Consider the following 23,906-nt stretch of genomic DNA (forward strand, 5'->3'; position numbering starts at 1 on the left):
CCGCCTGTTGGAGCCAGATGTATTTGCTCGTGATCCTAGCACTGCCGTTTATCGGCAGCTTGCTATCTTCCCTGATGCCCGCGAACTCTCGCAAACTCCAAGCATCTCTTGCCGGCGCTGTCGCCGTTACCTGCGCCCTACTGACCCTCTACGCCTATCCGGACATCGCTCGCGGAGAGGTGCTCGAGTCCTCCCGTTCCTGGATTCCAGCCCACGGCCTGACCTTCAAGTTGCGCATGGATGGTTATGCCTGGCTCTTTAGCATCATCATCACGGCCATGGGGGCACTGATTGCCCTGTATGCGCACTATTACCTGTCAGCCCAGGACCCGGTACGACGCTTTTTTTCCTTTTTGCAGGCCTTCATGGGTTCCATGCTGGGGGTCGTGCTGTCGGGCAACCTTATCCAGATGGTCGTGTTCTGGGAGCTGACCAGCCTGTCCTCGTTCATGCTGATTGCCTATTGGTATCACCGCATGGACGCGCGCCGGGGCGCCCGCATGTCGCTCATCATCACCGGCACCGGAGGCTTCTGTTTGCTGGCAGGCGTGCTCATGCTCGGCCAGGCCGCAGGCAGCTACGATCTGAGCGTGGTACTGGAGTCGGGCGAGCAGATTCGCAATCATCCCTGGTATACCGGGATGCTGATCCTGATTGCTCTGGGCGCCCTGAGCAAAAGCGCCCAGTTTCCCTTTCATATCTGGTTGCCTCACGCCATGGCAGCCCCCACTCCCGTCTCGGCGTATTTGCACTCGGCCACCATGGTCAAAGCCGGCGTATTCTTACTGGCCCGTCTGTGGCCGGTGCTGTCGGGCACCACGGAATGGGCAGTCATTATTGGCGGTGCCGGCTTGTGCTCCCTGACACTGGGAGCTTACGTGGCCATGTTCCAGCGTGACATGAAAGGGGTTCTGGCCTACTCCACCATCAGTCACCTGGGCCTGATTACCTTGCTGCTTGGCCTGAGCAGCCCCCTTGCCCTGGTTGCTGCGGTCTTTCACATGATGAACCATGCCACCTTCAAGGCCTCTTTGTTCATGGCGGCCGGCATTGTGGATCACGAAACTGGTACCCGAAACCTGAACCGCTTGTCCGGGCTGCGCCATGCCATGCCCCTGACAGCCACACTGGCAACCGTTGCAGCCGCTTCCATGGCCGGGGTCCCACTGCTGAACGGTTTCATTTCCAAAGAAATGTTCTTTGCCGAAACTGTTTTGGCCAGCAACGGCAATACCTGGGAATACGCTTTGCCGGTGGTAGCCGTCATTGCCGGCTCCTTTAGCGTGGCGTACTCCTTGCGCTTCATTGCACAGGTATTTTTTGGCCCCGTCGCCAAGGATCTGCCCCGCGAGCCCCATGAGCCACCCCGCCGGATGCTCATACCCAGCGCCATTCTGGTGCTGACCTGCCTTCTGGTGGGCATTATGCCAAGCCTGACCTTCGGGCCCTTCCTGCATACTGCTGCCAGCGCTATTTTGGGCAGTGAAATGCCTCAGTACGACCTGGCCCTGTGGCATGGGTTCAATCTGCCCTTGGTCATGAGTCTGGTGGCAACGGTCATGGGCGTGATTTTGGTCCTTATCATCAACCGCTTCTATAAGAACCGCCAAGGGCGCACCCCGCTGCTGACACGCGCCGATGGCCGCCGCTTTTTCGAGCTGGCCATGGAGTACCTGGAAGTGGCAGCCAACTGGGCGGTGGGCAAACTGTATTCGCCGCGTCTGCAGCGCCAGATCTTGTTGATTATCGTCGTGACGATCAGTGTGGCGGCCCTGCCGCTGGCTCGCGGCAACTGGTTCAAATCCACTATCTTCACCCCGATTGATCCGTTCTTCGCCCTGATGTGGGTGGTCGGCATCGCCTGCGCCATCGGCGCGGCGCGTCAGGCCAAATTCCATCGCCCGGCTTCCCTGCTCCTTTCAGGCGGCGCCGGTCTGGTGACCAGCCTGACCTTTGCCTGGCTCTCGGCGCCCGACCTGGCCTTGACGCAATTGGCCGTGGAAGTCGTCACTGTCGTGCTGATCCTGCTGGGCCTGCGCTGGCTGCCACAACGTGTCAGCGACATGCCGGGCGCTCAGGACAACAGTGGACGTGCCCTGTTGCGCCGCAGTCGCGACTTGATCATTGCCATTCTGGCCGGCGGTGGGATCGCCGCCCTGGCCTACGCCATGATGACCCGCCCCCACCCCAGTGGAATTTCGCCCTTCTTTATCGAGAAGGCCCTGCCCCTGGGCGGTGGCGCAAATGTGGTCAATGTGATTTTGGTTGATTTCCGAGGCTTTGATACCTTTGGCGAAATCGTCGTATTGGGTATTGTGGCGCTGACCGTCTTTGCGCTGCTGCGACGCTTCCGGCCCCCCATCGAGGCCATCGCTCAGCCGCTGGCCCGTCGTCAGAACGTCAAAGACAGCCGTGAAGCCGTTTTTGTGGAGCCCGACCCCAAAACACCTCTGCCCGAGGGCATCATGCAGATTCCAGCCGTGTTGCTGCGATTGCTGCTGCCCATCTCCACCCTGATTGCCCTGTATTTCCTGCTGCGGGGTCACAACCTGCCCGGCGGCGGCTTTGTGGGCGGCTTGATTATGGCTACTGGCATCATCTTGCAATACATGGTCAGTGGCGTGGTATGGATGGAATCGCGCCCCTTGATTCAGCCTCAAACCTGGATTGGTCTGGGTCTGCTGACTGCTGGCGTAGCCGCCATGCTGGTCTGGGTCTTTAACAAGCCCTTTTTGTCTGCCCAAAGCTGGGATCTGCACCTGCCCCTGATCGGCGAGGTACATACCTCCAGTGCGCTGATCTTCGATATTGGCGTATTCATGCTGGTGATTGGTTCAACCATCCTGATTCTGATCGCGCTGGCCCACCAGTCATTACGTTTTTATCGCAAACTGCCGTCGCTGCAATCCGCCTCGAACGCTGCATCCGGGATGGAGAATAAATAATGGAAATCGTGCTTTCAATTGCGATTGGTGTCCTGGCGGGCTCGGGCGTGTGGCTCTTGCTTCGCCCGCGTACCTTTCAGGTCATCATGGGACTGGCCCTGGTCTCTTACGCCGTCAACCTGTTCATTTTCAGCATGGGACGACTCACCATCAGTGCCGCGCCCGTTATTAACAGCAGTGAGCTGGGTGCCAGCTATGCCGATCCCTTGCCGCAAGCCCTGGTACTGACGGCTATTGTGATCGGCTTTGCCACCACGGCCTTGTTTCTGGTTGTTATTTTGGCCAACCGCGGCCTGAGCGGCACCGACCACGTTGATGGCCGCGAGGAAGACGACCTGTGAGTCTGCTCAATCAACACCTGCCCGTATTGCCCGTCGCCATTCCCATGATGGCCGCGGCCCTGATGGTGATGCTGCGCGACAAGCGCCGTCACTACAAACTACTGATCGCCTTTGCCTCCTTGCTGGCCCAGTTGTTGTGTGCCGTCTATCTGCTCTTGCTGGCCGATGGGACGCTGGCACCCATTTGGCCGCAATCGGTCGGGGTGTACCTGCTCGGTGACTGGCCCGCCCCCTTCGGGATTGTGCTGGTCGTAGACCGGCTGGCAGCCTTTTTGCTGGTGCTCACCAATGTACTGGCGTTTTGCTGCTGGTTCTATTCGCTGGCACGTTGGGATCGCGTAGGGGTCCATTTCCATTCTTTGTTCCAGCTACTGCTGATGGGGCTGAACGGTGCCTTCCTGACGGGGGATCTGTTTAACCTGTTTGTGTTCTTCGAGGTGTTGCTGGCGGCATCGTATGGGCTGATGTTGCACGGATCAGGCGCGGCGCGTGTCAGTGCCGGCCTGCACTACATCGCCGTCAATCTGATTTCCTCGTTCCTGCTACTGATCGCCATTGCGCTGGTGTATGGCGTCACGGGCACCTTGAACATGGCAGACCTGGCCTTGCGCGCCGGCTCCATGCCGGATTCGGACCGCCTGGTATTTGAGGCAGCCCTGGCCATCCTGGGCATTGCCTTCCTGATCAAGGCGGCCGCCTGGCCTCTGAACCTGTGGTTACCCAACGCCTATGGCAATGCCTGCGCACCGGTCGCCGCCATGTTTGCCATCATGACCAAGGTAGGCATATACGCCTTGCTGCGTATCGGCTCCTTGCTCCTGCCCACGGGTGCTCCTGCGGCCTTCGGCGTAGCATGGATGTTCCCTGCCGGAATTGCCACCCTGGCGTTTGGGGCTATCGGTGTCATAGCGGCCCAACAACCCGAACGCCTGGCCAGCTATTGCATCATCGTGTCCTCGGGCACCTTGCTGGCGGCACTGGGCATGCCCGGCGTGATTCTGACAGGTCCCGCCCTGTACTACATGCTCAGCAGCGTGCTGGCGCTGGGCGCGTTTTTTCTGTTGCTGGAACTGGTCAGCCGCACCAAACCCTTTGGCGCCGATCTACTGGCTGTCAGCCAGGAAGTCTTTGATCTGGATGACCCTGAATCCGAAGACCATAGCGATGATGTGGTCGGCGTCGCCATCCCCGGCGTGATGGTTTTTCTAGGCATGTCCTTTATTGCCTGCGCCTTGCTGATTGTCGGCCTGCCTCCCCTGTCCGGTTTTGTGGCCAAGCTGTCCTTGCTGACGGCCGCACTCAAGGCTTCGGGCCAATCCCCAGAACCCCTGAACGCCTGGATTCTGACCGCCGCGGTCCTGATTTCAGGAGTGGCCGGTTTGATCGCCATGGTGCGGGTGGGCATTCGTCTGTTCTGGAGCAATAGCTCACTGACCATCCCTCGTCTGAAATTGATCGAGGCAGCGCCAATTGCCAGCATTATTGTCGCCTGCGGGATTCTGAGCTGGTATGCCGGCCCCATCACCACGTACCTGGAACAGACTGCTCAGCAACTGGATGAACCACGTATTTATATTGGTTCAGTCCTGCGACAAAACCCTGTGCGCTCCGTTCAGGCGGAGGGACTGTGATGAGACGCTATACCAAACACCTGTTCCTGCCCTTGCTGTTGCTGGGCCTGTGGCTGCTGCTGAACGACTCGCTATCGCCAGGCTATCTGGTGCTGGGCCTGTTTCTGGCTACTGCCCTGAGTCTGGCAGCCATCCCGTTCCGGCCCGTCAAGGCCAGCATCCGTCACCCATTTCTGGCCTTAAAGCTGATTGGACAAGTTGCCTGGGACATCGTGCTGTCCAATATCGCCGTGGGCAAACTGGTCCTTAAAGGCAGCAAGGCGCCGCGTCCCGGTTTTCTGGCCATCCCCCTGCGATTGACCGATCCGCATGCTCTGGCTGCTCTGGCCTGCATCATTACCTACACGCCTGGCACGGTCTGGTCAGGGTTTGATGAGAAGACCCGCATCCTGACCTTGCACATTCTGGACCTTCAGGACGAGCAGGTATGGTTAGACACGATTCAGAAGCGCTATGAAACCCCGCTGCTGGAGATTTTCCAATGATCGATATTGTTTACTGGGCCTGTCAGTTTGCCCTGGGCTGCTTTGTTCTGGGCATGTGTTGTGCCGTCATCCGTCTGCTCAAAGGCCCATCCGCCGCTGACCGCGTACTGGCACTGGACACCATGTACATCAACGGCATGCTGGCCTTGCTGGCCCTGGGCATCCGCTTTGATTCAACCCTGTACTTTGACATTGCCTTGCTGATTGCCCTGTTTGGCTTTGTAGGCTCCGCCGCGATGGCGAAGTTTTTGCTGCGCGCCGAGGTCATCGAACCATGACAGACACATTGTTGCCCTGGTGGCTTGCCATTCCAGTCGCCCTCTTACTGGTGCTAAGCGGCATTGTGGCCTTGATCGGCTCGGCGGGCCTGCTGCGTTTCAAGCATGTGTACTCGCGTATTCACGCCCCAACAATGGGAAATACGCTAGGAACATTTTTCATGGTACTGGCTGTGGCGATCAGCGCGAGCCATTTGATGAGCCGTCCTATTTTGCATCCACTCATCATCAGCGTGCTCCTGATCATTACCTCCCCGGTCACCGCCATTTTTTTGATGCGTGCCGCCATCAAACGTGAATATCGTCAACGTCTGGCCGAATACGGGCCCGATGAGCCCGGCTATCTGGACATGCCGCACAAAGCCCCCCTGCCCGCAGACCTCCTTCCGCCACAACCTGAGCCCCAGGAGCAAACCCGCCAGTAAGGAGTTGGAAAAGTTTTATTACCCTCACTTGCAACTGCTCCACTTATACTGATAGGTGTTTACTGCGTGTCAGGGATTGCCCTATACGCAGCTGCTTTTGGGGCTTTGCGGCCTGCTCATACCTACTCGTGACAGCGCTCGCCAAGCCGGTGATTCCCTTAGCAAGTAAAGGAGTGAGATTGATGAGTCTACATACACGCCCATCCCGAATCCTGAGTGCAGGCTTGCTCAGTCTAGGTTTACTGTCCTCTGCTGCCTGGGCTCAAACCCCGTCCAAAGACTATCGCCACGACATCCAGCGCTGCGAGCAATTTACCGGTGAGCAGCGGACCACCTGCCGTCGTGAAGCTGGTGCTGCCTTGCAGGCCGAGCGTCAGCATAAGCTGGACAAACAGGATCACAATCTGGAGGCCAATCGTCAGGCACGGTGCCATCGTCTGCCCGCTGATCGGCAGCAAGACTGCCTGAAAGCCATGCGCGGTCAGGACACCACTGTACGCGGCAGCGTGGAAGGTGGCGGTATCCTGCGCGAGACCACAACGGTGGTGCCCGCTCAATAAACCTTCGCGAACACACTTTTGCCTGCGCAGGCTGGCTGTTAAAAAGAATGGGCCTTACCAGGCCCATTCTTCGTTTTGAACGATACTCTCGGTTTACAACTCGACCTGCATGCCCATCTCCACCACTCGATTGGGTGGAATCTTGAAAAAGCGCGTGCTGCGGCTGGCATTGCGAGCCATGAACGCAAACAAGCGTCGACGCCATCCCAGATACCAAGGCTGTCGCGATTGGATCATCACGGTCTGACGAGACAAGAAGTAAGACGTTTGCATAGGTTCCAGATTGAGCTCTGGATGCTCCAGGGTAATCTGCTCGAGCAACTGAGGTACATTAGGCTCTTGCTTAAAGCCCCATGAGGCAACAGCCTGCCAGCTTCCCCGGCTCAGACGTTGCAGCGTATAGCGCTCACCAAAGGGCACATAGGGTACGCCCGCACTGCTCACCGTCAAAAACAGGACTTGCTCATGAAGCACTTTATTATGTTTCAGATTATGCAATAAGGCTGGGGGAACCGAATCTGGGATGGTGCTCATAAACACTGCTGTGCCCGGTACACGGGTTGGAGCATATTCCTCCAGGTTGAGCAAAAACTCCTTCAAAGGTTGTTTGTTTTCCAGCAAACGCTCGTGCAACGCAGCGCGCCCCTGCCTCCATGTCAACATCAAGCCAAGCAGAACCGCCCCCACCAGCAAGGGCAGCCACCCCCCTTCCAGCAATTTAAGCGCATTGGCCGAGAACAACAGCACGTCCAGTACCAGGAAAATACCCAAAAGCCCCAGCCAGGCCCAGCGCTTGAGTCCGTGGGCGCGACGCGGCAACAGCATCAAGGCCAGCAAACTGGTCATCAGCATGGTGCCCGTTACCGCAAAACCGTAAGCATGAGCCAGACGGTCCGAGGAACCAAAGCTCAGCACCAGCACCATCACCGCCACGCATAACAGCAAATTCACCCGAGGCAGGTAAATCTGTCCCTCTTCTTTGGCCGAAGTATGTTGAATGACCATACGAGGCCAGAAACCAAGCTGCACTGCCTGCCGGGTTACGGAAAACGCCCCCGAAATCACGGACTGAGAAGCGATCACGGTTGCGACCGTTGCCAGCATCACCATGGGTACCAGCGCCCAGTTCGGTGCCAGATAAAAGAAAGGATTACGAATCGCGGTCGGGTCGGATATCAGCAAGGCGCCCTGGCCGAAATAGCACAAAACCAGACAAGGCATCACCACCAGGAACCAGGCTTTACGAATCAAAGGACGACCAAAATGGCCCATGTCGGCATACAAGGCCTCCGCTCCGGTCAAAGCCAGAACCAAAGCGCCAAGCAGTAGAAACGTTTGCCAGGGCGCCTGGGCAATAAAAGCCACCGCCCAACGCGGGTCCAGGGCCATCAGCACTTGCGGATGTTCGATCACACGCCACAAGCCCAAGCCACCCAGAACCAGAAACCAGATCAGCATGATGGGGCCAAACAACTTGCCCATGGTTCCCGTTCCATGCGACTGGATCAGGAACAGTGCCAGCAAAACCCCCAGGGCCAGTGGCACCACCCAGGGGTCAAGCACATGCGAGACCATGCCAATGCCTTCCAATGCAGACATCACGGAAATGGCCGGCGTGATGATGCTGTCCCCATAGAACAAAGCAGCGCCAATCAGCCCCAAAACCACAATGAGCTGGCGCTTGGGCCCATGAATACCACGGGCAGCCAACTCCATCAAAGCCAGGGTGCCGCCTTCGCCTTTATTATCCAGTCGCAGCACCACCGTCACGTACTTGATGGAAACCACCACGGTCAGCAGCCAGAATAGCAAGGACAGCACGCCATACACCTGCTCGGCACCAGGCTGACTGTAGGCACTCAAGGCCACTTTCATGGTGTAGAGCGGGCTGGTCCCGATATCCCCATATACCACGCCTAACGCGCCCACTAACAAGGCCGCCCGAGCCGCTTTTCTGGGGTTTTCTGTTGCTGTGTTCAAGGCTTAATTTCCAATCAAAGTATCGTGCCGGGTCAGACGCGCACCAATACGCGGGCCAGGAAAAACAATGGTAATACGGGTACCGGGAAAATCAGGGCGGCTCATCAAACTCCACCAGGCACCATGCGCACGGGCAATTTCCTGCACAATGGCCAAGCCCAGACCGGAGCCTCCGGCCTGCGTGCCGGGTGAACGGTAAAAGGCTTCAAAGACACGTTGTTGCTCGCTGGCCTCAATACCCGGACCATGGTCCTCGACGGACAAGGACGGCGGGTTGCTGGCCACGCGCAGAACAATGCGGTCCGTTCCTTGACCATAGCGCAACGCATTATCCATCAGGTTGGACAGCAGCTCGCGCAGCAGTACGGGAGCCGCGTCAATCCAAACCGGCTTTTCAGGCGCCAGCAAATGGATCTCTGCACCATGCTGACGGGCCTGCAAAAACCAGTCACCGCCCTCCTCACGCGTCCACTCACACAGATCCAGGCGCACAAAACTGTCTTTGATATTGGTATCGGCATCCGTGCGGGCCAGCACCAGCAACTGCTGACCGAGGCGAATCATACGATCCGACACACTTTTGATGCGCTCGGCGCGCTGGCGAATATCGTCCGGTAAGGGCTTGGCCAACATCAGCTCCGATTCCAGCTGCAAACCGGTCAGGGGAGTACGCAACTGATGCGCAGCATGACCAATAAAGCGCTTTTGCGCCTGCAGGGTATCACGCTGACGCTCCAGCAACTCGTTAAAGTGCTCCACCAAGGGCACGATTTCCGCCGGCAAGGCGCTCGCATCCAGGCGTTCAAAATCATCATCGGCCCGATTGCGTATTTGTTGTGACAAATCATCAATCGAGGCAAGCTGAGAGCGAATACCGGATAACAGCACCCAGGCGATCAAACTGACCAGCAAGACCTGGCTCAAGGCCATGGTCCAGAAAATATCGCGCAGCAGCCAATCCTCCAGGCTCATACGACGTGTCAGCACCCAGGTAACGCTCAGATCCAGTACAACAAGAATGGAAATCGGAGGAAAAAGCCGGCCCATCAATTTGCGGGCCAAAGAGCCGGGGGCAAGAAAGCGTTCCAGCCATGATCGCAACAAGGAGGTTTTTTCCGCTGAAGAAAGATGCTGATCGGGCATGGTTGACCTAAAGTGTCTGGCAGCGGGCACAGGCTGCCGTTATGCTCCGGCCACGCTCTCCACATCGAGCAGATAGCCAAAGCCGCGCACAGTCTGTATCACTGCCCCGGTGCCTTCCAGGCGTTTGCGCAGACGATACACATAAACTTCGACCGCATTGTCGCTGAAATCGGCATCCCAAGCAGACAAGGAATTAATAATCTGCTGCTTGGTGACCACACGACCGGCCCGCATCATCAGCATTTCCAGGACGGACAGCTCACGCACCGACAGGTTCACGCGTTGCCCCGCGCAGCGCAGCTCGCGGCCAATCGTATCAAAACTCAAGGGCCCGACATCAATAACAGGCTGCACCTGCCCGCTGCGGCGGCGGCCAAAGACACGTACCCGGGCAGCCAGCTCGGACAGATCAAAGGGCTTGATCAGGTAATCATCCGCACCGGCATCCAAACCGCCCACGCGATCATCCACGCCGTCGCGCGCGGTCAGAATCAGAACGGGTATCGCATTGCCCTGCTGGCGCAACTGCCGCAATACCTCCAGGCCACTGATGCCTGGCAGGTTCAAGTCCAGGAGCAGCAAATCGTAGACTTGGGCGGACAGCTCCTTCAAGGCGCTTTCACCTTCCTGAAGCCAGTCAACCGCATAGCCCTGATCGCTGAGAAACTCCTGCAGTGCGGCGCCCAGTATGGCGTCGTCTTCAATAACTAGTACACGCATTGTGGGGATTTTATTACGAAACAGGCCCCTCGCGTCGCGGATGCAAAGCGAGGGGCCAGAAAAAACAACATGAGGGATTACGCGCAGCGTTACGGAGCCGGTGCCGGCTTGCCCGTGGTCTCGCCCGTTGATGGACCTTTCTGTGCGTCACCCTCTTGTACAGGAGCCTGGGTCGTTGGGCCTGGACGGGTGATGAATCCCAATCGGGTCAGGCCAGAAGCCTTGGAGCGGCTCATGACCTGGGCCAGTGTTTCATAGCGAGTATCGGTATCGGCACGGATACGCAGTTCCGGCTGCGGCTGCTCCTTGGAATAGGGAGCCAAAGTAGCCGCCAAATCTTCCAGGGCCACCAGTTGCTCATTGACAAAAATCTGCCCTGCCGCATCAATAGCCAGATCAATCGTCTTGGGATCTTGCTGAATCGGCTCGGAGCTTGCCTGGGGCAACTGTATCTTGATGGAGTGCGACAGCAAAGGAGCGGTGATCAGAAAGATCACCAGCAGCACCAGCATCACATCGATCAGCGGCACCATATTGATTTCAGACAACGCAGAGCCCGAATTACGATTATCAAAGCTGCCAAAGGCCATGATTAATGCTCCCGCTTGGCAGCGGCTGCCGAGCTCGATGCTGCACCGCCACCCGAACTGGGGACACGGCGCAGAACAGGTTGCGTATCCTGCACCGGCTGACCGGTCGTCAGGAAGGTAAACAGATCATGCGCAAAAGCGTCCAGCTGGGACAAGTAAACGCGGTTGGTGCGCACAAACGCGTTATAGGCCAGCACGGCAGGAATGGCTACGGCCAGACCCAGGCCAGTCATCACCAATGCCTCGCCCACAGGGCCAGCAATCTTGTTCAAGGTGACGCCATCGGACAGACCGATATTGATGAGCGCGTGGTACACCCCCCACACCGTGCCAAACAGGCCTACGAACGGAGCGGTGGAACCGACCGAAGCCAACAATGTCAGGCCGTTTTCGAGTTTGGCGGTTTCCTCGTCCATCACCTTGCGCATGATGCGCGACACAAACGCACCCGTTGAACCTTTCTCCTCCAGCCGCATAGCCCCGTACTTGACGTGATGCTTTTGAGCGTGAATGGCGTGACTGGCCAGATGGCTGAACGGATCACGTGCACCGTGGGTAGCGATCTCGTTTTCAACCTGCTCAAGCGAGCTGGCCGACCAGAACTCGCGCATGAAACTTTGCGAGCGGCGTTTCAGACGGAAAGACAAGATGCCCTTGACGATAATCAGATACCAGCTGGCAATCGACATCAAGGCCAGAATCACAAACAGGGTCTTGCCGACCACATCGCTTTGCTGGATAAAGTGCAGCACCCCGGTCGCTTCCTCAGCAGCAGCAACACTGGCGGCAGCCTGATCGGCAACAGGCCCTGCAACTTGTGCCAGGCTTACCCATACGCTTTGAAATAGTTCCTGCATCATTGATCTATCCTAGTAAACAAAGTCGAAAGGAATATCGGCCATGGCACGATAGGCCACACCATTTTCCGTATACGGTTTAAAACGCGCTGTGCGTACAGCCTTCAGGGCAGACTCATCCAGACGCTCATAGCCTGAGGAGCTTTGCACCTTGGCTTCCAGCACGGTTCCTTGGGTTGAAATCACGACACGCACCACTACGCGGCCCTGCTCGCGACGGCGTTCCGAAGCCCGCGGGTACACGGGCACGGGTCGACGACCCAAATAATCCACACGGCCAATCAGTTTGGGACGATCGCCCTGTGCAGAACGTGCCGCGGCTTGAGCCGCATTATCCGTGGCCGGTCCAGCCTGGGCAGCGGGTGCTGCCGGTTGGGCAGGCTGTGGCGTTTCTGCTGGCGGTACTTCCGGTTTGGGCTGCGGCTTGGGCTTGGGCTTTGGCTTGGGTTTCGGTTTAGGCTTGGGAGGCTCTGGCACCGGCGGTTTTTCCACAATCGGCTCTGGCTCAGGCTCCACGATCGGTTCAGGCTCAGGATCGGGCTCCACCTCAGGTTCTGGCTCTGGCTCTGGCTCAGGTTCGGCCACCACCTGTTCGGGCGGAGCACTGACCTGCTCTTGCTGGACCGGCGCTTCCGTTACCTCCAACAAGGTCACTCCCACCACATCAATCGGAGCAGGTTCACCCACCATCTTGGGGCTTTCCGTCCACAAGATGGTAGCCAGAACCCCCACGTGCAATCCCAGTGCTAATGCCAGCCCGGTTGCCTTCAAGGCCAGCATCGAGCGATTATTCGTTTGAGAAGCAATTCCGGTCATAATCCGTTCTACACATTCTGCAACCCGCATGGACCATGAGGGGACCGGACAGGATGCCCAGTGAAGTATCGAATCTTAACAGAAACAGGAATGATTCTCAATACTGGAAAATAGGAAAATATCCTGTGTTCAGCCTGCTTTGCAAGCAATTTTCCTGATACTAACGCAAACAGGCCGACTTACGGTCAGCCTGTTACGCCTCGTTTGCGAAAGATTAAGACGGACGGACGTCGGACGGGGTTTCCAAAGGAAAAGCACTGAATTTGCGCGGCAAGGCCAAGGCGCGCTCGCCGGGTGACAAGTCCAGCTGAGACCAGCGCTGATGATCGAACTCCGCCTCCCAGGCCCGTTCTCCTTCGTTCAGAGCCAGCTCCACCCGCACCGTTGCCCCCAAGGGAATAATACGCTGCACCGCCACCACAATACCTTGGCCATCCAGTTTGCGCTGCAGGTCCAGATCATGCGGACGCACATAGCCCACCGCTTCGCCCTGCCCGGCGCCCTGCCCGTTCAAGGCCTGGCTGGACTCGAACTGACCCAGTTGAGGATCAGCTACAAACCGTCCCTGCCGGAACTGACCAGGCAGGCGATTTGCCGCCCCCAGAAACTCGTATACAAAGGGGCTGGCCGGATGGTTATACACCTCTTGCGGAGCGCCCTCTTGTTCGACCCGCCCTTTGTTCAGCACCACGATACGGTCAGCCACTTCGATGGCCTCCTCCTGGTCGTGAGTCACAAACAAGGTGCTGATATGCAAGTCATCATGCAAACGACGCAGCCAGGAACGTAACTCTTTACGCACCTTGGCATCCAGAGCGCCAAATGGCTCATCAAGCAACAGGACACCAGGCTCTACAGCCAAAGCGCGCGCCAAGGCGATACGCTGTCGCTGACCACCCGATAAAGCGGCAGGATAACGATCTGCCAGCCAGTCCAGCTGCACCAGCTCCAGTAGCTCGTGCACACGCTGACGAATCTGTGCTTCGGGCAGGCGCTGTTTGCGGGGTTTGATGCGCAAACCAAAGGCCACGTTCTCAAATACGGTCATGTGGCGGAACAAGGCGTAATGTTGAAACACAAAACCGACTTGACGATCGCGGGTGCCAACCGAAGCCACATCCTTGCCATTGATGAGCACCTGACCCGCATCCGCATGTTCCAGACCTGCCACAATCCGCAGCAACGTCGTCTTGCCGCAACCCGAAGGCCCCAGCAAAGCCACCAGCTCGCCCGCTGGAAAATCCAATGTCACATCACCCAGTGCCGTAAACGCACCAAACTGTTTAGATAGATGACGAACTTCGATACTCATAATGAACTCCGAATGCGGTCATCCACGATGACCGTCTTGAACCATTTTGCGCTCGGCCCACAATTTAAGCGCCAGCGTCAGCAAAGCCAAAACTGCCAGCACCGAAGCGGCGGCAAAAGCGCCCACGGTGTGATAGTCGTTGTACTCAATCTCTACATGCAAAGGCAGGGTATTGGTCTGGCCACGTATATGACCAGACAATACCGACACTGCCCCGAACTCGCCCATTGCACGGGCATTGCACAAAATCACCCCATACAGCAGACCCCATTTGATCTTGGGCAAGGTCACGCGCCAGAACATCTGTCGCCCGTTGGCTCCCAACACCCGCGCGGCCTGCTCTTCGTCGCTACCCTGCATTTGCATGAGCGGGATCAGCTCGCGCGCCACAAACGGGAAGGTAACAAACAGGGTTGCCAGAACCAGCCCCGGCAAGGCGAACACAATACGGATGTTATTGGCATCGAGCCAGTCCCAAAACGGGCCCTGACGACCAAAAATCAATAGGAACATCAAACCTGCGATCACTGGCGAGACCGAAAAGGGCAGGTCAATCAAGGTGGTCAACAGGCTTTTACCACGAAACTCAAAACGGGCAATAGCCCAGGAAGCCGCCAAACCAAATGCGATATTCAAGGGGACGGCGATAACAGCCACGAGCACGGTCAAACTGGCCGCATGCAAGGTATCGCTCTGACTCAGTGCCGACAGATACGGCAAGACACCCCGACTGAACGCTGTCATGAATACCAGGATTAAGGGCAGCAGCAAAAACAGAACAAAAAACAGCAAGGCAAGGCCGATCAGTACCGCCTTGACGACCGGCCCCTCATCCTGCGCTGCCCGCAGGCGTGCCCTTGGCACCGACACCACAGGTACAGCGGGTTCCATCGCCAGGCTGCTCATCGGGCGCCCTCCAAGGCAAAAGGCGCAGCCACCCTGGCCGCTTTGCCACGCGCCTGCCCAGAATGACGCGCTTGCAAATACCACTGCAAACGATTGATTGCCAGCAAGATAATGAATGACAAGACCATCATCAGAACCGCCAGCGCCGAGGCGCCAGCGTAATCAAACTGTTCCAGCTTGATCACGATGAGTAAAGGCGTAATTTCAGAGACCATCGGCACATTCCCGGCTATGAAAATAACCGAGCCGTACTCCCCTACTGCGCGGGCAAACGCCAGGGCCACACCGGTCAGGCAGGCCGGCAAAATGGCGGGCAGAATCACTTTACTGACCGTCTGGAAGCGATCGGCTCCCAAACAGGCACTGACCTCCTCCTGCTCTTGCTCCAATTCCTCCAGAACTGGCTGAACGGTGCGCACTACAAACGGCAGGCCAATAAACACCAGGGCGATCAATACCCCCCAGGGAGTGAACGCAATTTGCCCGACATAGGGTTGCGCCCATGCCCCGATCCAGCCGGTAGGTGCATAAATCGCCGCCAGAGAAATCCCAGCCACCGACGTCGGCAATGCAAAGGGCAAGTCAATCAAGGCATCCACAAGACGGCGACCTGGGAAACGATATCGAACCAGCACCCAGGCCAGAATCAAACCAAATACGCCGTTGATCACAGCGGCCAAGGCCGCCATGCCAAAAGTCAACTTCAACGAGGCCAGGACACGCGCGGCGCTGATGGTCTCCCAAAAGGCCGACCAGCCCATAGAGGCGGTCTTGAGCAAAACAGCCGACAACGGTATGAGCACAATCAGACTTAAATAGCTGATGGACAAACCCATGGTCAAGCCAAAGCCTGGCAAAGCCCGCTGCTTGCGGCCAGCGGGCAGAAATCCCCAAAGACGAGCCTGTGACATCGAACGGTCCTCAGTAAGAGTGGGGTTATTTGCTCAAATAGATGCTGTCGAACACACCACCGTCCGCAAAGTGTTTGGCCTGAACCTGAGTCCAGCCGCCCAGCTCATCATCGACCTTGTACAGCTTCAACGCTGGAAACTGATCGCGGTACTTGGCGGCCACCGACTCCAGTCGAGGACGGTAAAAATGACGTGCAGCGATTTCCTGACCTTCCGGGCTATACAAATACTCCAGATAGGCTTGGGCCACTTTTTCCCTACCATGCTTGGCGGCATTGGCATCGACCAGCGCCACAGGCGGCTCAGCCAGGATGCTGCTGGAGGGCACCACAATATCAAAACGATCGGGCCCCAGATCCTTGACGGACAACAGCGCCTCGTTCTCCCAGGCAATCAATACATCACCGATACCCCGCTCGACGAAGGTCGTGGTCGAGCCACGCGCGCCGGAGTCCAGCACGCTGACATTACGGTACAGCTTGGCCACAAAATCACGCGCCTGCTCTTCATCCCCATTGGCTTGCTTTAAGGCATACAGCCAGGCAGCCAGGTAATTCCAGCGCGCGCCCGCCGAGGTTTTAGGATTGGGCGTCACCACTTTGACGTCCGGGCGAATCAAGTCGTTCCAGTCGTGAATGCCTTTAGGATTGCCCTTGCGCACCAGCAAGACAATCGTAGAGGTATAAGGGGTGCTGTTGTCCGGCAAACGCGCCTGCCAGCCTTTGTCCAGCAAACCAGACTGCGCGATCTGATCGATATCGGAAGAGATCCCCAGTGTCACCACATCCGCAGGCACCCCGTCAATCACGGTACGCGCCTGCTTGCTGGAGCCGCCATGAGAGCTGCGTATGACCACCTGCTCACCCGTTTGTGACTTGTAGTGGGCCTGGAAGGCCTTGTTGAACTCAGCGTAGAGCTCACGTGTCGGGTCGTACGAGACATTCAGAATACTGACTTCGGCTGCCACCGCACTTGCCGCCGCCAGCACCAGTGCCAGCAAGGCTCCTGCCCGCATGCCTTTCCACTTCTGTTGAAACCGCTTCATTCCCCATCCCCCCTGACACCATGTCCAAGCAATGAGAACGAGTCTAGCAAGGGTGTTTCACACCGCTAAATACCGATTCTTTGGTTAGATATAGCGGGCAGATAGAGGGGCCAAGAAGACTGCACTGACAAGGGAAAGAGCCGGCCGTAGTCAAGGCGGATGCGCAACTCTTTCTGTACTTCGAGCCACTGCTCATACCAGGTCTTCGCTTCGTTACGTTTTGAACCGTAAAGAAATGGTTGGCCCGCCGGACTATGAAAAAATCCAGACGTGGTGGCGTCCTACGTAGATTACACAAGCGTCGCCCACAACATATCGAGCCCGTCTGTCTCGCCGGGCAGCCGAACCCAAATGGCCGCCCCGATCGTTGAGCACGATAGTTAGATACAAACGCCCTATCCCATCGCATCCAAGCAGGTCCCTCTGTTCTGACGTGCGCCCCCTGTTTAACGGTGCACTCTGAAAGCTAACCAGAAAAAAGGTGAAACAATGAACTCCAGAACTCTTTCTAACTTGCTACTTGCTTCTACGCTCAGCTTAGGATTTAGCACGGTCGTCATCGCGGACAGCAAACCCTCTCACCCGGATCTTTCCGCAACAACCGGGCATGCAAGCAAAGACCCCAAAACGCCAGGGGAAGCAAATGCCAAAGAGGTGAGCACCCACCGCGCTGGGGCGGGGGACAAACACGGTGACGCCGAAATCAGTCAAAAAATTAAAGCGGCACTCCATGCCGATCATGCACTCAAAGACAAAAACATTGCTGTTGAGATGAACGACGGAGTTGCAACACTAAGCGGAACCGTCTCCAACGACAGCGAGTACAAGAAAGCAGTTGCAGTGGCTGAAAAAACCGAAGGCGTAAAACAGGTGAAGGCCACCGGACTGAGCGTCAACAAATAAGAGAACCGCTCGACCCGTCCCAAAGAGCCAGTACCGAAGATCTGAGCGTCAAGCACCCAATAAAAAACCGGACCCCATGCTTCATGGGGTCCGGTCTTATCGATCAACGCTACACTAGCCTGACAAGGCTAGCAGGAGATCAGATGATTTGGATCTGGGTAGCGCAAGGGCCTTTTTGGCCTACGCCTGCAACGAAGGAAACGCGTTGGTTTTCTTCAAGAGATTTAAACCCAGAGCCCTGAATTTCACTGTGGTGTGCGAAGAGGTCTTTACCGCCACTCTCCGGCATGATGAAGCCGAAGCCTTTTTCGTTATTGAACCACTTCACGATACCAATTTCTGTTTTCAATGTATGTCCTAAATAATCAGGGTAAAAATGTCCCTGGACACACTATGGCCGAGATTCACCAATATAGATAGCACCGTTACAAAGTAAATAGCCAGACGGCCCGGACACTGATCGCAAATGCGCACGGATGACCGGAAGCGGACCGTAAAGCGCAACTCTGTGCTGGTTGCCACCACCCATGACCCCGTCTTACTGCCTGTTCTCTGTACCAAGCCGCTAAGGCTCGATCAAACCTGAAAGGCGAACCTAGGAGTACGTTTACGAACGCTTACAGCCACTTTACCGCCTGTTGGCAGCATCTGAAGGCCTTTTTCCCGGTCTGGTGTGCCTGTTCAATCAAGGGCGAACGCACGTATAAGGCCAATAAAACAGGCACAAAAAAAGCACTTAGTTTTACCTAAGTGCTTGATTCGACTAGCAAAAGAAATGGTGGGTGCTGAGGGGTTCGAACCCCCGACCTACGCCTTGTAAGGGCGCCGCTCTACCAGCTGAGCTAAGCACCCATTTCCGTGATGCCGTTCTTCTTGTGAAGAAAAAGAATTATAGGACCAAAGAATTTTTTTTGCAAGCCTTTTGCGCCAATTAATTTATAAATTAATTCACAGCGTCTTTCAGAGCCTTACCGGGACGGAACTTGGGCACGTTGGCGCCTTCGATCTCGATAGTTTCACCGGTACGTGGGTTACGACCCGAACGGGCAGCGCGTTCCGACACAGCAAAGGTGCCAAAACCAACCAGAGTAACCGTATCTTTTTCTTTCAGCGTGGTGGTCACGGCATCGATAAACGCATCCAGTGCACGACCAGCGTCAGCTTTGGACAGATCGGCTTTGGTGGAAATGAATTCGATAAGCTCGGTTTTATTCATTGAGAAAATACCCCTGAAAATTATTTTACGGGCCCCCAGCGGGAACCAGTTTGTGGCGGTCAGACTTAATAGTGACAAACGACCGGACATCCAAGCGCCCTGTCTGTCATGGCTACCGGGCGCACAAGTGCCCCGGTTGGCTACCGCGTATTAAGCCTTCGTTTAATACCCGTGTCAAGCAAAAAAACCTCTGTAACCCGCATCATTGCTCACTGTTGATACAAGTTGCAGGACTTTCCCTATTTTGCTGCGAGAAACTTAACAGCCTGCCGCAAATATGTTATTTGGGCATCGCCCGGCACAAAATTAGCGGGCTGATACTTGCGTTTTTGAATAATCTTTCAAGCACTTGCACGCCTGTCTGCGTCCCCCTGCTCGGTGCGCATCGACCAAGCTCGCCTGACGGCATCGTCCTTGCTCATCAGCAGCATCGCAATGGTGGTCAGAAAGGTCACTTTCCGCACCCATTCCCTGAGCATAAACCATACCCATGCCAGGTCCTGCACGCCTCCTACAATTTTCTGCATTGTTCCCCTGTATTTCATATTTAGCGACAGCAAGGAGCGCAGCGATGCACGGCAAGGTTTATCTGGTTGGAGCGGGTCCGGGTGACCCTGAACTTCTCACAGTGCGGGCTTTATACCTGCTGCAACAGGCCGATGCCGTCGTCCACGACCGTCTGGTCAGCCGCGCGATCATGAGCTGCGTCAACCCGGAAGCCAGTTTGCACGATGTTGGAAAAGTGGCAGCCTGCAGAGCCGGTATGCAAGACGACATCAATGCCTTGCTTTTGTCGCTGAGCAAAACACACCAGCATGTCGTTCGCCTCAAAGGTGGCGATCCCTTCGTCTTTGGGCGAGGTGGCGAGGAGCAGCTTTATCTGCATCAGCATGGTGTTCAGGTAGAGGTTGTGCCGGGTATTACGGCTGCCATCGGCGCGGCTGCCTCCCTGGGTATTCCCCTGACCCATCGCGGTCTGGCCAGCAGCATGCGTGTGGTCACCGGTCACCTGCGTGATAACCGGGGTCTGGAACTGGACTGGGCGTCCTTGTCCGACCCCTCCTGTACGCTGGTGTTCTACATGGCCATGGCTAATTGCGGCCATATCGCCCAGGCCTTGATTCAGCATGGACGCGACGCGGACACTCCTATCGCCCTGGCTCAGGATGCCACGCTTAAAAATCAGCGCTGGGGTTTAGGCACATTGCAAACCTTGCCGCAACTGGCAGAGACATTCAGTCCACCTGCCCTGCTGATCATCGGAGACGTTGTGCGTTTGCATCCCGATTACCCCCGGCCCCGAGCACCCGCGCAGGACACAAGGCACGTTGAGCCATTCGGAGCATTGACGTGAGCGCCAGGCATTGCTGCCGGCGCCCTGATATCGCCCGCTTCCTGATAAAGCTATGGCCGGCTGCGTTGTTCGTATTTCTTTTGCCAAAGCAGCTCGCCGCCCATGAGCCGCCCCTCAGCCCGGAACGTCAAGCATCACTCCGTAGCTTGCTGCATCAGGAATGTGGTTCGTGCCATGGTCTGAAGCTCAACGGCGGGCTGGGCCCAGCCTTGACGAGTGACGCCCTGCATGGCCAAAGCGCGGCGCAGATCGCGCTGACGATCATGCACGGCCGTCCAGGGACGGCCATGCCCGGCTGGAATCGCTTTCTCCACCCCTCGGAAAGCCTGTGGCTGGCCGATTTTCTGCTTCGAACCCCGGACAAGAAACCATGAAAGCTTTGATAACGCTTGGCCTGCTGCTTGTGCTAAGCGGCTGCTCGACCCCACCACTACGAGGCACTCACGATCTGGGACTGGTTGTCGAGCGCGCCACTGGCAGCGTCGTCGTGATTGAAACCAGCCAGCAAAGCCGTCTGGCGCGCATCGAAGGTCTGGGCGATCTGTCCCATGCTCACATCACCTATTCCCGCGACGGGCGCTACGGCTATGTGTTTGGTCGTGATGGCGGCCTGAGCAAGGTTGATCTGCTTGGGCAAGTTCTGGTGCGACGCATCATTCAGTCTGGCAATGCCATCGGTGGCGCCATCTCGCAAGACGGCAGACTGATTGTGGTACAGAACTACGAGCCAGGCGGCATCCAGGTTTTCGATGCCGATACCCTCACTTTGCTCAGCGAGGTCCCCTCTACCTACGCCCCCGGCAAGCGCGCCAAAGTGGTGGGTCTGGCAGATTTGCCCAATCAGCAGTTCGTCTACTCTCTGTTCGAGGCAGGCGAGATCTGGTTGACCGACCTGTCCAATCCCCTCAGGCCTATCACCCGTCGCTTTCCGGCCGGCCGCCAGCCCTACGATGCCATGGTGACCCCAGACGGACGGTACTACATTGCCGGGCTGTTTGGCGAAGACGCCTTGGCGTTGCTGGACTTATGGAACCCTGAACAAGGTGTCCGAAAGATCCTGGCTGGCTATGGTCGGGGCGAATCGGCCTTGCCGGTGTACAAGATGCCACATCTGCGTGGCTGGGCACTGGCAGGCCAGAATGTATTCCTGCCTGCCATAGGGCGCCACGAGGTGCTGGTTGCCAGTACCTTGGACTGGCAAGAAAAGGCCCGCATTCCGGTCCTGGGCCAGGCCGTATTTGTGATGGCCCAGCCTGATGGTCGCCAGGTTTGGGTGAACTTCGCCTTTCCAGACAACGACAAGGTGCAGGTCATTGACGTCGCGACATCCAGCGTGATCCGGACCCTGGAAGTGGGCAAGGCTGTGCTGCATATGGAGTTTACGCCTCGAGGCGAGGCGGTTTGGATCTCGGCACGCGATGACAACCGGGTCAACGTATACGACACCCGCAGTTTCAAACACCTGAGCAGCCTGAGTATTCATCAGCCCAGTGGCGTGTTTTTTACGCATCGGAGCAGTCGCATTGGTTTCTGAACTCTCCCCTTCCGCTTTCCAACTACTCAATGCCTGGCAACACGGTTTCCCCCTGGAGCCACGTCCTTTTCGCAAACTGGGACTGCTACTGGGCCTGAGCGAACCAGCAGTGATGGACTACCTCCGAGGCTGGCGCGACCAAGGCATCATCAGCCGCATTGGACCGGTTCTGAACCCCGCCTGCATAAGCAGCACGTTGGTCGGCATGCAAGTTCCAGACCGAGAGCTGGATGGCGTGGCAAACTGGATCAGCACGCTACCGGCCGTCAACCATAATTACGAACGGGAGCACGCCATCAATCTCTGGTTTGTGCTGACCTGTTCAGATGAAGCAGAACGGCGCGCAACGCTCGATCACATCGCGTGCCACACGGGCTTACGGCCCCTGTCTCTGCCCATGCTCAAGGCCTATCACATTGATCTGGGTTTCAGCCTGCTTCATCACACCAAAGTAAACAACCCTATAGCGCCCGGCAGCGGTCTGCCTGCCTTGGGCAGCGTTGAACGCAAGCTGCTTGAATGCGCATTAAAAGGCGTGGAGATTCAGGCCGAACCGTTCAAACCCTGGGCTCAGTACGCGCAAATAAGCGAGGCGCAAGTACTGCTGCATCTACGCCACTTTCTGGCGCAAGGGATTTTCAGGCGGTTTGGTGTGGTTCTACACCATCGCAAGCTGGGCTATCAGGCCAATGCCATGTGCGTCTGGACAGTAGACACGCAGCATATCGACGCCTTGGGCGAAAAACTGGCCAAGCAAAGCGGCATCACGTTGTGCTATCGGCGCCAGCCCTTTCCCCCCTATTGGAATCACAATCTGTTTTGCATGATTCACGGTAAAGAACGTGGGCAGGTGCTGAGCCAACATGCACAGTTGAACGACGATTTGGGCTTGAGCCTGTTGCCCCAGGAAGTTCTGTTCTCCAAACGTTGCTTCAAACAACGGGGCGCATTGCTTAACCAGCCTCATCATGACTAATACGAATCTCCCCTTACGCCACACACCGGTCGAATTGGACGCTGCCGATCGACCTATCCTGAATCGCTTGCAGGAGGGATTCCCCATCTGCTCCCGTCCTTTTGCGCAACTGGCTCCTGATTTTGGTTTGAAGGAGTCCGAACTAATCGCACGCGTGCAGCACTTACACCGATCCGGCGTCCTGACCCGCTTTGGCCCTCTCTTTCAGATCGAAGCCCTGGGAGGGGCTTATTGCCTGGCCGCAATGGCCGTGCCGGAAAAGCGCTGGGAAAGCACCGTCAAAGCGGTGAACCGCCACCCGGAGGTAGCGCATAACTACCGTCGCACTCACGCCTTGAATATGTGGTTCGTGCTTGCCGCCGCCAGCATGCTGGAGATCGAGTCCTGCCTGAGGATCATCGAGGTGGAAACAGGCTTGCCGGTTTTCGCATTCCCGAAAGAGCGGGAATACCTTCTTAGCCTGAAACTGGAGCTTTGACATGCGGCGCTTAACTCAGCCTTACATCGCTTTGATTCATGCGTCTGAACAAGGCTTGGCGATAGAACCCCAACCTTATCTAAAACTAGCCCAAGAGCTGCGGGTGTCCGAAACCTATGTCATGACACAGCTTCAAAACATGCTGAACCACGGCTTGATCCGGCGTATTGCAGCCGTCCCCAATCACTACGCCTTGGGCTATGTAGCCAATGGAATGTGCGTCTGGAACATTGCAGACGACAAACTGGACACGGTAGGCACATGGCTGGCTACACAAGCGGGCATCAGCCACTGCTACCGTCGACCCCGACGCCTACCCGAGTGGCCCTATAACCTGTTTGCCATGTTGCATGGCAAAGACCATGACACGGTGCGCGCCCAGGCACTACACATCAGTACACAAATCAGGCAGGACTTTCCGGGAATTTTGCACGATCACGATATTTTATTTTCCACGGCCATTCTTAAGAAAACTGGCTTGCGTCTGCGGAGGCCTTAAG

The 23,906-nt window shown here is 56.8% G+C and carries 27 protein-coding genes and 1 tRNA gene; 14 read left to right on the forward strand and 14 right to left on the reverse strand.

Features of this window, described 5'->3' with window-relative positions:
- The first annotated feature begins 17 nt into the window (after positions 1-17).
- From RSQ48_RS10045 to RSQ48_RS10075, 7 genes are all read left to right on the forward strand, one after another.
- Positions 18-2,945, forward strand: a complete 2,928-nt coding sequence (locus RSQ48_RS10045; RefSeq protein WP_003799479.1) for a monovalent cation/H+ antiporter subunit A — start codon at positions 18-20, stop codon at positions 2,943-2,945.
- Positions 2,945-3,286, forward strand: a complete 342-nt coding sequence (locus RSQ48_RS10050; protein ID WP_003799476.1) for a Na+/H+ antiporter subunit C — start codon at positions 2,945-2,947, stop codon at positions 3,284-3,286. Before RSQ48_RS10045 ends, RSQ48_RS10050 begins: the two co-directional genes overlap by 1 nt.
- A 44-nt stretch (positions 3,287-3,330) precedes the next feature.
- Positions 3,331-4,917, forward strand: a complete 1,587-nt coding sequence (locus RSQ48_RS10055) for a monovalent cation/H+ antiporter subunit D (protein ID WP_407927747.1) — start codon at positions 3,331-3,333, stop codon at positions 4,915-4,917.
- Positions 4,917-5,402 (forward strand): Na+/H+ antiporter subunit E, encoded by a 486-nt coding sequence (locus tag RSQ48_RS10060; protein ID WP_003799469.1) that lies wholly within the window; start codon positions 4,917-4,919, stop codon positions 5,400-5,402. Before RSQ48_RS10055 ends, RSQ48_RS10060 begins: the two co-directional genes overlap by 1 nt.
- A complete protein-coding gene (locus RSQ48_RS10065) occupies positions 5,399-5,680 on the forward strand; it encodes a K+/H+ antiporter subunit F (protein WP_003799468.1) in 282 nt (93 codons plus the stop codon). The genes RSQ48_RS10060 and RSQ48_RS10065 overlap by 4 nt, the downstream gene beginning before the upstream one ends.
- A complete protein-coding gene (mnhG, locus tag RSQ48_RS10070; RefSeq protein ID WP_003799467.1) occupies positions 5,677-6,105 on the forward strand; it encodes a monovalent cation/H(+) antiporter subunit G in 429 nt (142 codons plus the stop codon). The genes RSQ48_RS10065 and mnhG overlap by 4 nt, the downstream gene beginning before the upstream one ends.
- Positions 6,106-6,287: 182 nt before the next feature.
- Positions 6,288-6,665 (forward strand): hypothetical protein, encoded by a 378-nt coding sequence (locus tag RSQ48_RS10075; RefSeq protein WP_003799466.1) that lies wholly within the window; start codon positions 6,288-6,290, stop codon positions 6,663-6,665.
- A 93-nt stretch (positions 6,666-6,758) separates the two neighbouring features.
- Here RSQ48_RS10075 and RSQ48_RS10080 read toward each other — a convergent pair whose 3' ends face one another.
- The 10 genes from RSQ48_RS10080 to RSQ48_RS10125 form a co-directional block, all read right to left on the reverse strand.
- Positions 6,759-8,645 (reverse strand): potassium transporter Kup, encoded by a 1,887-nt coding sequence (locus RSQ48_RS10080; RefSeq protein WP_051010389.1) that lies wholly within the window; start codon positions 8,643-8,645, stop codon positions 6,759-6,761.
- Positions 8,646-8,648: 3 nt separating this feature from the next.
- On the reverse strand, positions 8,649-9,788 hold the full coding sequence (locus RSQ48_RS10085) for a sensor histidine kinase (protein ID WP_003799464.1): 1,140 nt from the start codon (positions 9,786-9,788) through the stop codon (positions 8,649-8,651).
- 39 nt (positions 9,789-9,827) lie between these two features.
- On the reverse strand, positions 9,828-10,508 hold the full coding sequence (locus RSQ48_RS10090) for a response regulator transcription factor (protein WP_003799463.1): 681 nt from the start codon (positions 10,506-10,508) through the stop codon (positions 9,828-9,830).
- Positions 10,509-10,597: 89 nt separating this feature from the next.
- A complete protein-coding gene (locus RSQ48_RS10095; RefSeq protein ID WP_003799462.1) occupies positions 10,598-11,098 on the reverse strand; it encodes an ExbD/TolR family protein in 501 nt (166 codons plus the stop codon).
- A 2-nt stretch (positions 11,099-11,100) separates the two neighbouring features.
- Entirely contained in the window at positions 11,101-11,958 is an 858-nt protein-coding gene (locus RSQ48_RS10100) for a MotA/TolQ/ExbB proton channel family protein (RefSeq protein ID WP_059317537.1), read from the reverse strand.
- Positions 11,959-11,967: 9 nt separating this feature from the next.
- On the reverse strand, positions 11,968-12,735 hold the full coding sequence (locus tag RSQ48_RS10105; protein ID WP_003799460.1) for an energy transducer TonB: 768 nt from the start codon (positions 12,733-12,735) through the stop codon (positions 11,968-11,970).
- Positions 12,736-12,985: 250 nt separating this feature from the next.
- On the reverse strand, positions 12,986-14,083 hold the full coding sequence (locus RSQ48_RS10110) for a sulfate/molybdate ABC transporter ATP-binding protein (RefSeq protein WP_003799459.1): 1,098 nt from the start codon (positions 14,081-14,083) through the stop codon (positions 12,986-12,988).
- Between the two features lie 18 nt (positions 14,084-14,101).
- A complete protein-coding gene (gene cysW / locus RSQ48_RS10115; protein WP_003799458.1) occupies positions 14,102-14,989 on the reverse strand; it encodes a sulfate ABC transporter permease subunit CysW in 888 nt (295 codons plus the stop codon).
- Positions 14,986-15,900, reverse strand: a complete 915-nt coding sequence (cysT, locus tag RSQ48_RS10120; protein ID WP_415301744.1) for a sulfate ABC transporter permease subunit CysT — start codon at positions 15,898-15,900, stop codon at positions 14,986-14,988. Before cysT ends, cysW begins: the two co-directional genes overlap by 4 nt.
- Positions 15,901-15,925: 25 nt before the next feature.
- Entirely contained in the window at positions 15,926-16,945 is a 1,020-nt protein-coding gene (locus RSQ48_RS10125) for a sulfate ABC transporter substrate-binding protein (RefSeq protein ID WP_415301745.1), read from the reverse strand.
- 489 nt (positions 16,946-17,434) lie between these two features.
- Here RSQ48_RS10125 and RSQ48_RS10130 point away from each other — a divergent pair, with 489 nt between their 5' ends.
- Positions 17,435-17,848, forward strand: a complete 414-nt coding sequence (locus RSQ48_RS10130; protein WP_003799454.1) for a BON domain-containing protein — start codon at positions 17,435-17,437, stop codon at positions 17,846-17,848.
- Between the two features lie 139 nt (positions 17,849-17,987).
- Here RSQ48_RS10130 and RSQ48_RS10135 read toward each other — a convergent pair whose 3' ends face one another.
- The 4 genes from RSQ48_RS10135 to RSQ48_RS10150 form a co-directional block, all read right to left on the reverse strand.
- Positions 17,988-18,197, reverse strand: coding sequence for a cold-shock protein (locus RSQ48_RS10135; protein WP_003799452.1), 210 nt, complete (start codon positions 18,195-18,197; stop codon positions 17,988-17,990).
- Between the two features lie 427 nt (positions 18,198-18,624).
- Positions 18,625-18,700 (reverse strand) — tRNA-Val (locus RSQ48_RS10140).
- 91 nt (positions 18,701-18,791) lie between these two features.
- On the reverse strand, positions 18,792-19,064 hold the full coding sequence (locus tag RSQ48_RS10145; RefSeq protein WP_003799450.1) for an HU family DNA-binding protein: 273 nt from the start codon (positions 19,062-19,064) through the stop codon (positions 18,792-18,794).
- A gap of 341 nt (positions 19,065-19,405) precedes the next feature.
- A complete protein-coding gene (locus RSQ48_RS10150) occupies positions 19,406-19,591 on the reverse strand; it encodes a hypothetical protein (protein ID WP_219234902.1) in 186 nt (61 codons plus the stop codon).
- 44 nt (positions 19,592-19,635) lie between these two features.
- Between RSQ48_RS10150 and cobA the strand changes: the two genes are divergently transcribed.
- The 6 genes from cobA to RSQ48_RS10180 are packed head-to-tail and all read left to right on the forward strand — an operon-like array spanning position 19,636 to position 23,905.
- Complete coding sequence (gene cobA, locus RSQ48_RS10155; protein ID WP_003799445.1) at positions 19,636-20,418, forward strand: uroporphyrinogen-III C-methyltransferase; 783 nt, start codon at positions 19,636-19,638, stop codon at positions 20,416-20,418.
- A complete protein-coding gene (locus RSQ48_RS10160) occupies positions 20,415-20,792 on the forward strand; it encodes a c-type cytochrome (protein ID WP_415301746.1) in 378 nt (125 codons plus the stop codon). Before cobA ends, RSQ48_RS10160 begins: the two co-directional genes overlap by 4 nt.
- On the forward strand, positions 20,789-21,952 hold the full coding sequence (locus RSQ48_RS10165; protein WP_415301747.1) for a cytochrome D1 domain-containing protein: 1,164 nt from the start codon (positions 20,789-20,791) through the stop codon (positions 21,950-21,952). The genes RSQ48_RS10160 and RSQ48_RS10165 overlap by 4 nt, the downstream gene beginning before the upstream one ends.
- Positions 21,942-22,928, forward strand: a complete 987-nt coding sequence (locus RSQ48_RS10170) for an Lrp/AsnC family transcriptional regulator (protein WP_415301748.1) — start codon at positions 21,942-21,944, stop codon at positions 22,926-22,928. Before RSQ48_RS10165 ends, RSQ48_RS10170 begins: the two co-directional genes overlap by 11 nt.
- Positions 22,921-23,406, forward strand: a complete 486-nt coding sequence (locus RSQ48_RS10175) for an Lrp/AsnC family transcriptional regulator (protein WP_003799440.1) — start codon at positions 22,921-22,923, stop codon at positions 23,404-23,406. The genes RSQ48_RS10170 and RSQ48_RS10175 overlap by 8 nt, the downstream gene beginning before the upstream one ends.
- A 1-nt stretch (position 23,407) precedes the next feature.
- Positions 23,408-23,905 carry an Lrp/AsnC family transcriptional regulator gene (locus tag RSQ48_RS10180; RefSeq protein ID WP_415301749.1) on the forward strand — a complete coding sequence of 166 codons (498 nt, stop codon included), beginning with the start codon at positions 23,408-23,410 and terminating at the stop codon, positions 23,903-23,905.
- The last annotated feature ends 1 nt before the right edge of the window (position 23,906 follow it).

This window comes from Alcaligenes sp. SJTW-7 (genome assembly GCF_047716895.1).
In the GTDB taxonomy this organism is placed as follows: Bacteria; Pseudomonadota; Gammaproteobacteria; order Burkholderiales; family Burkholderiaceae_B; genus Alcaligenes; species Alcaligenes ammonioxydans.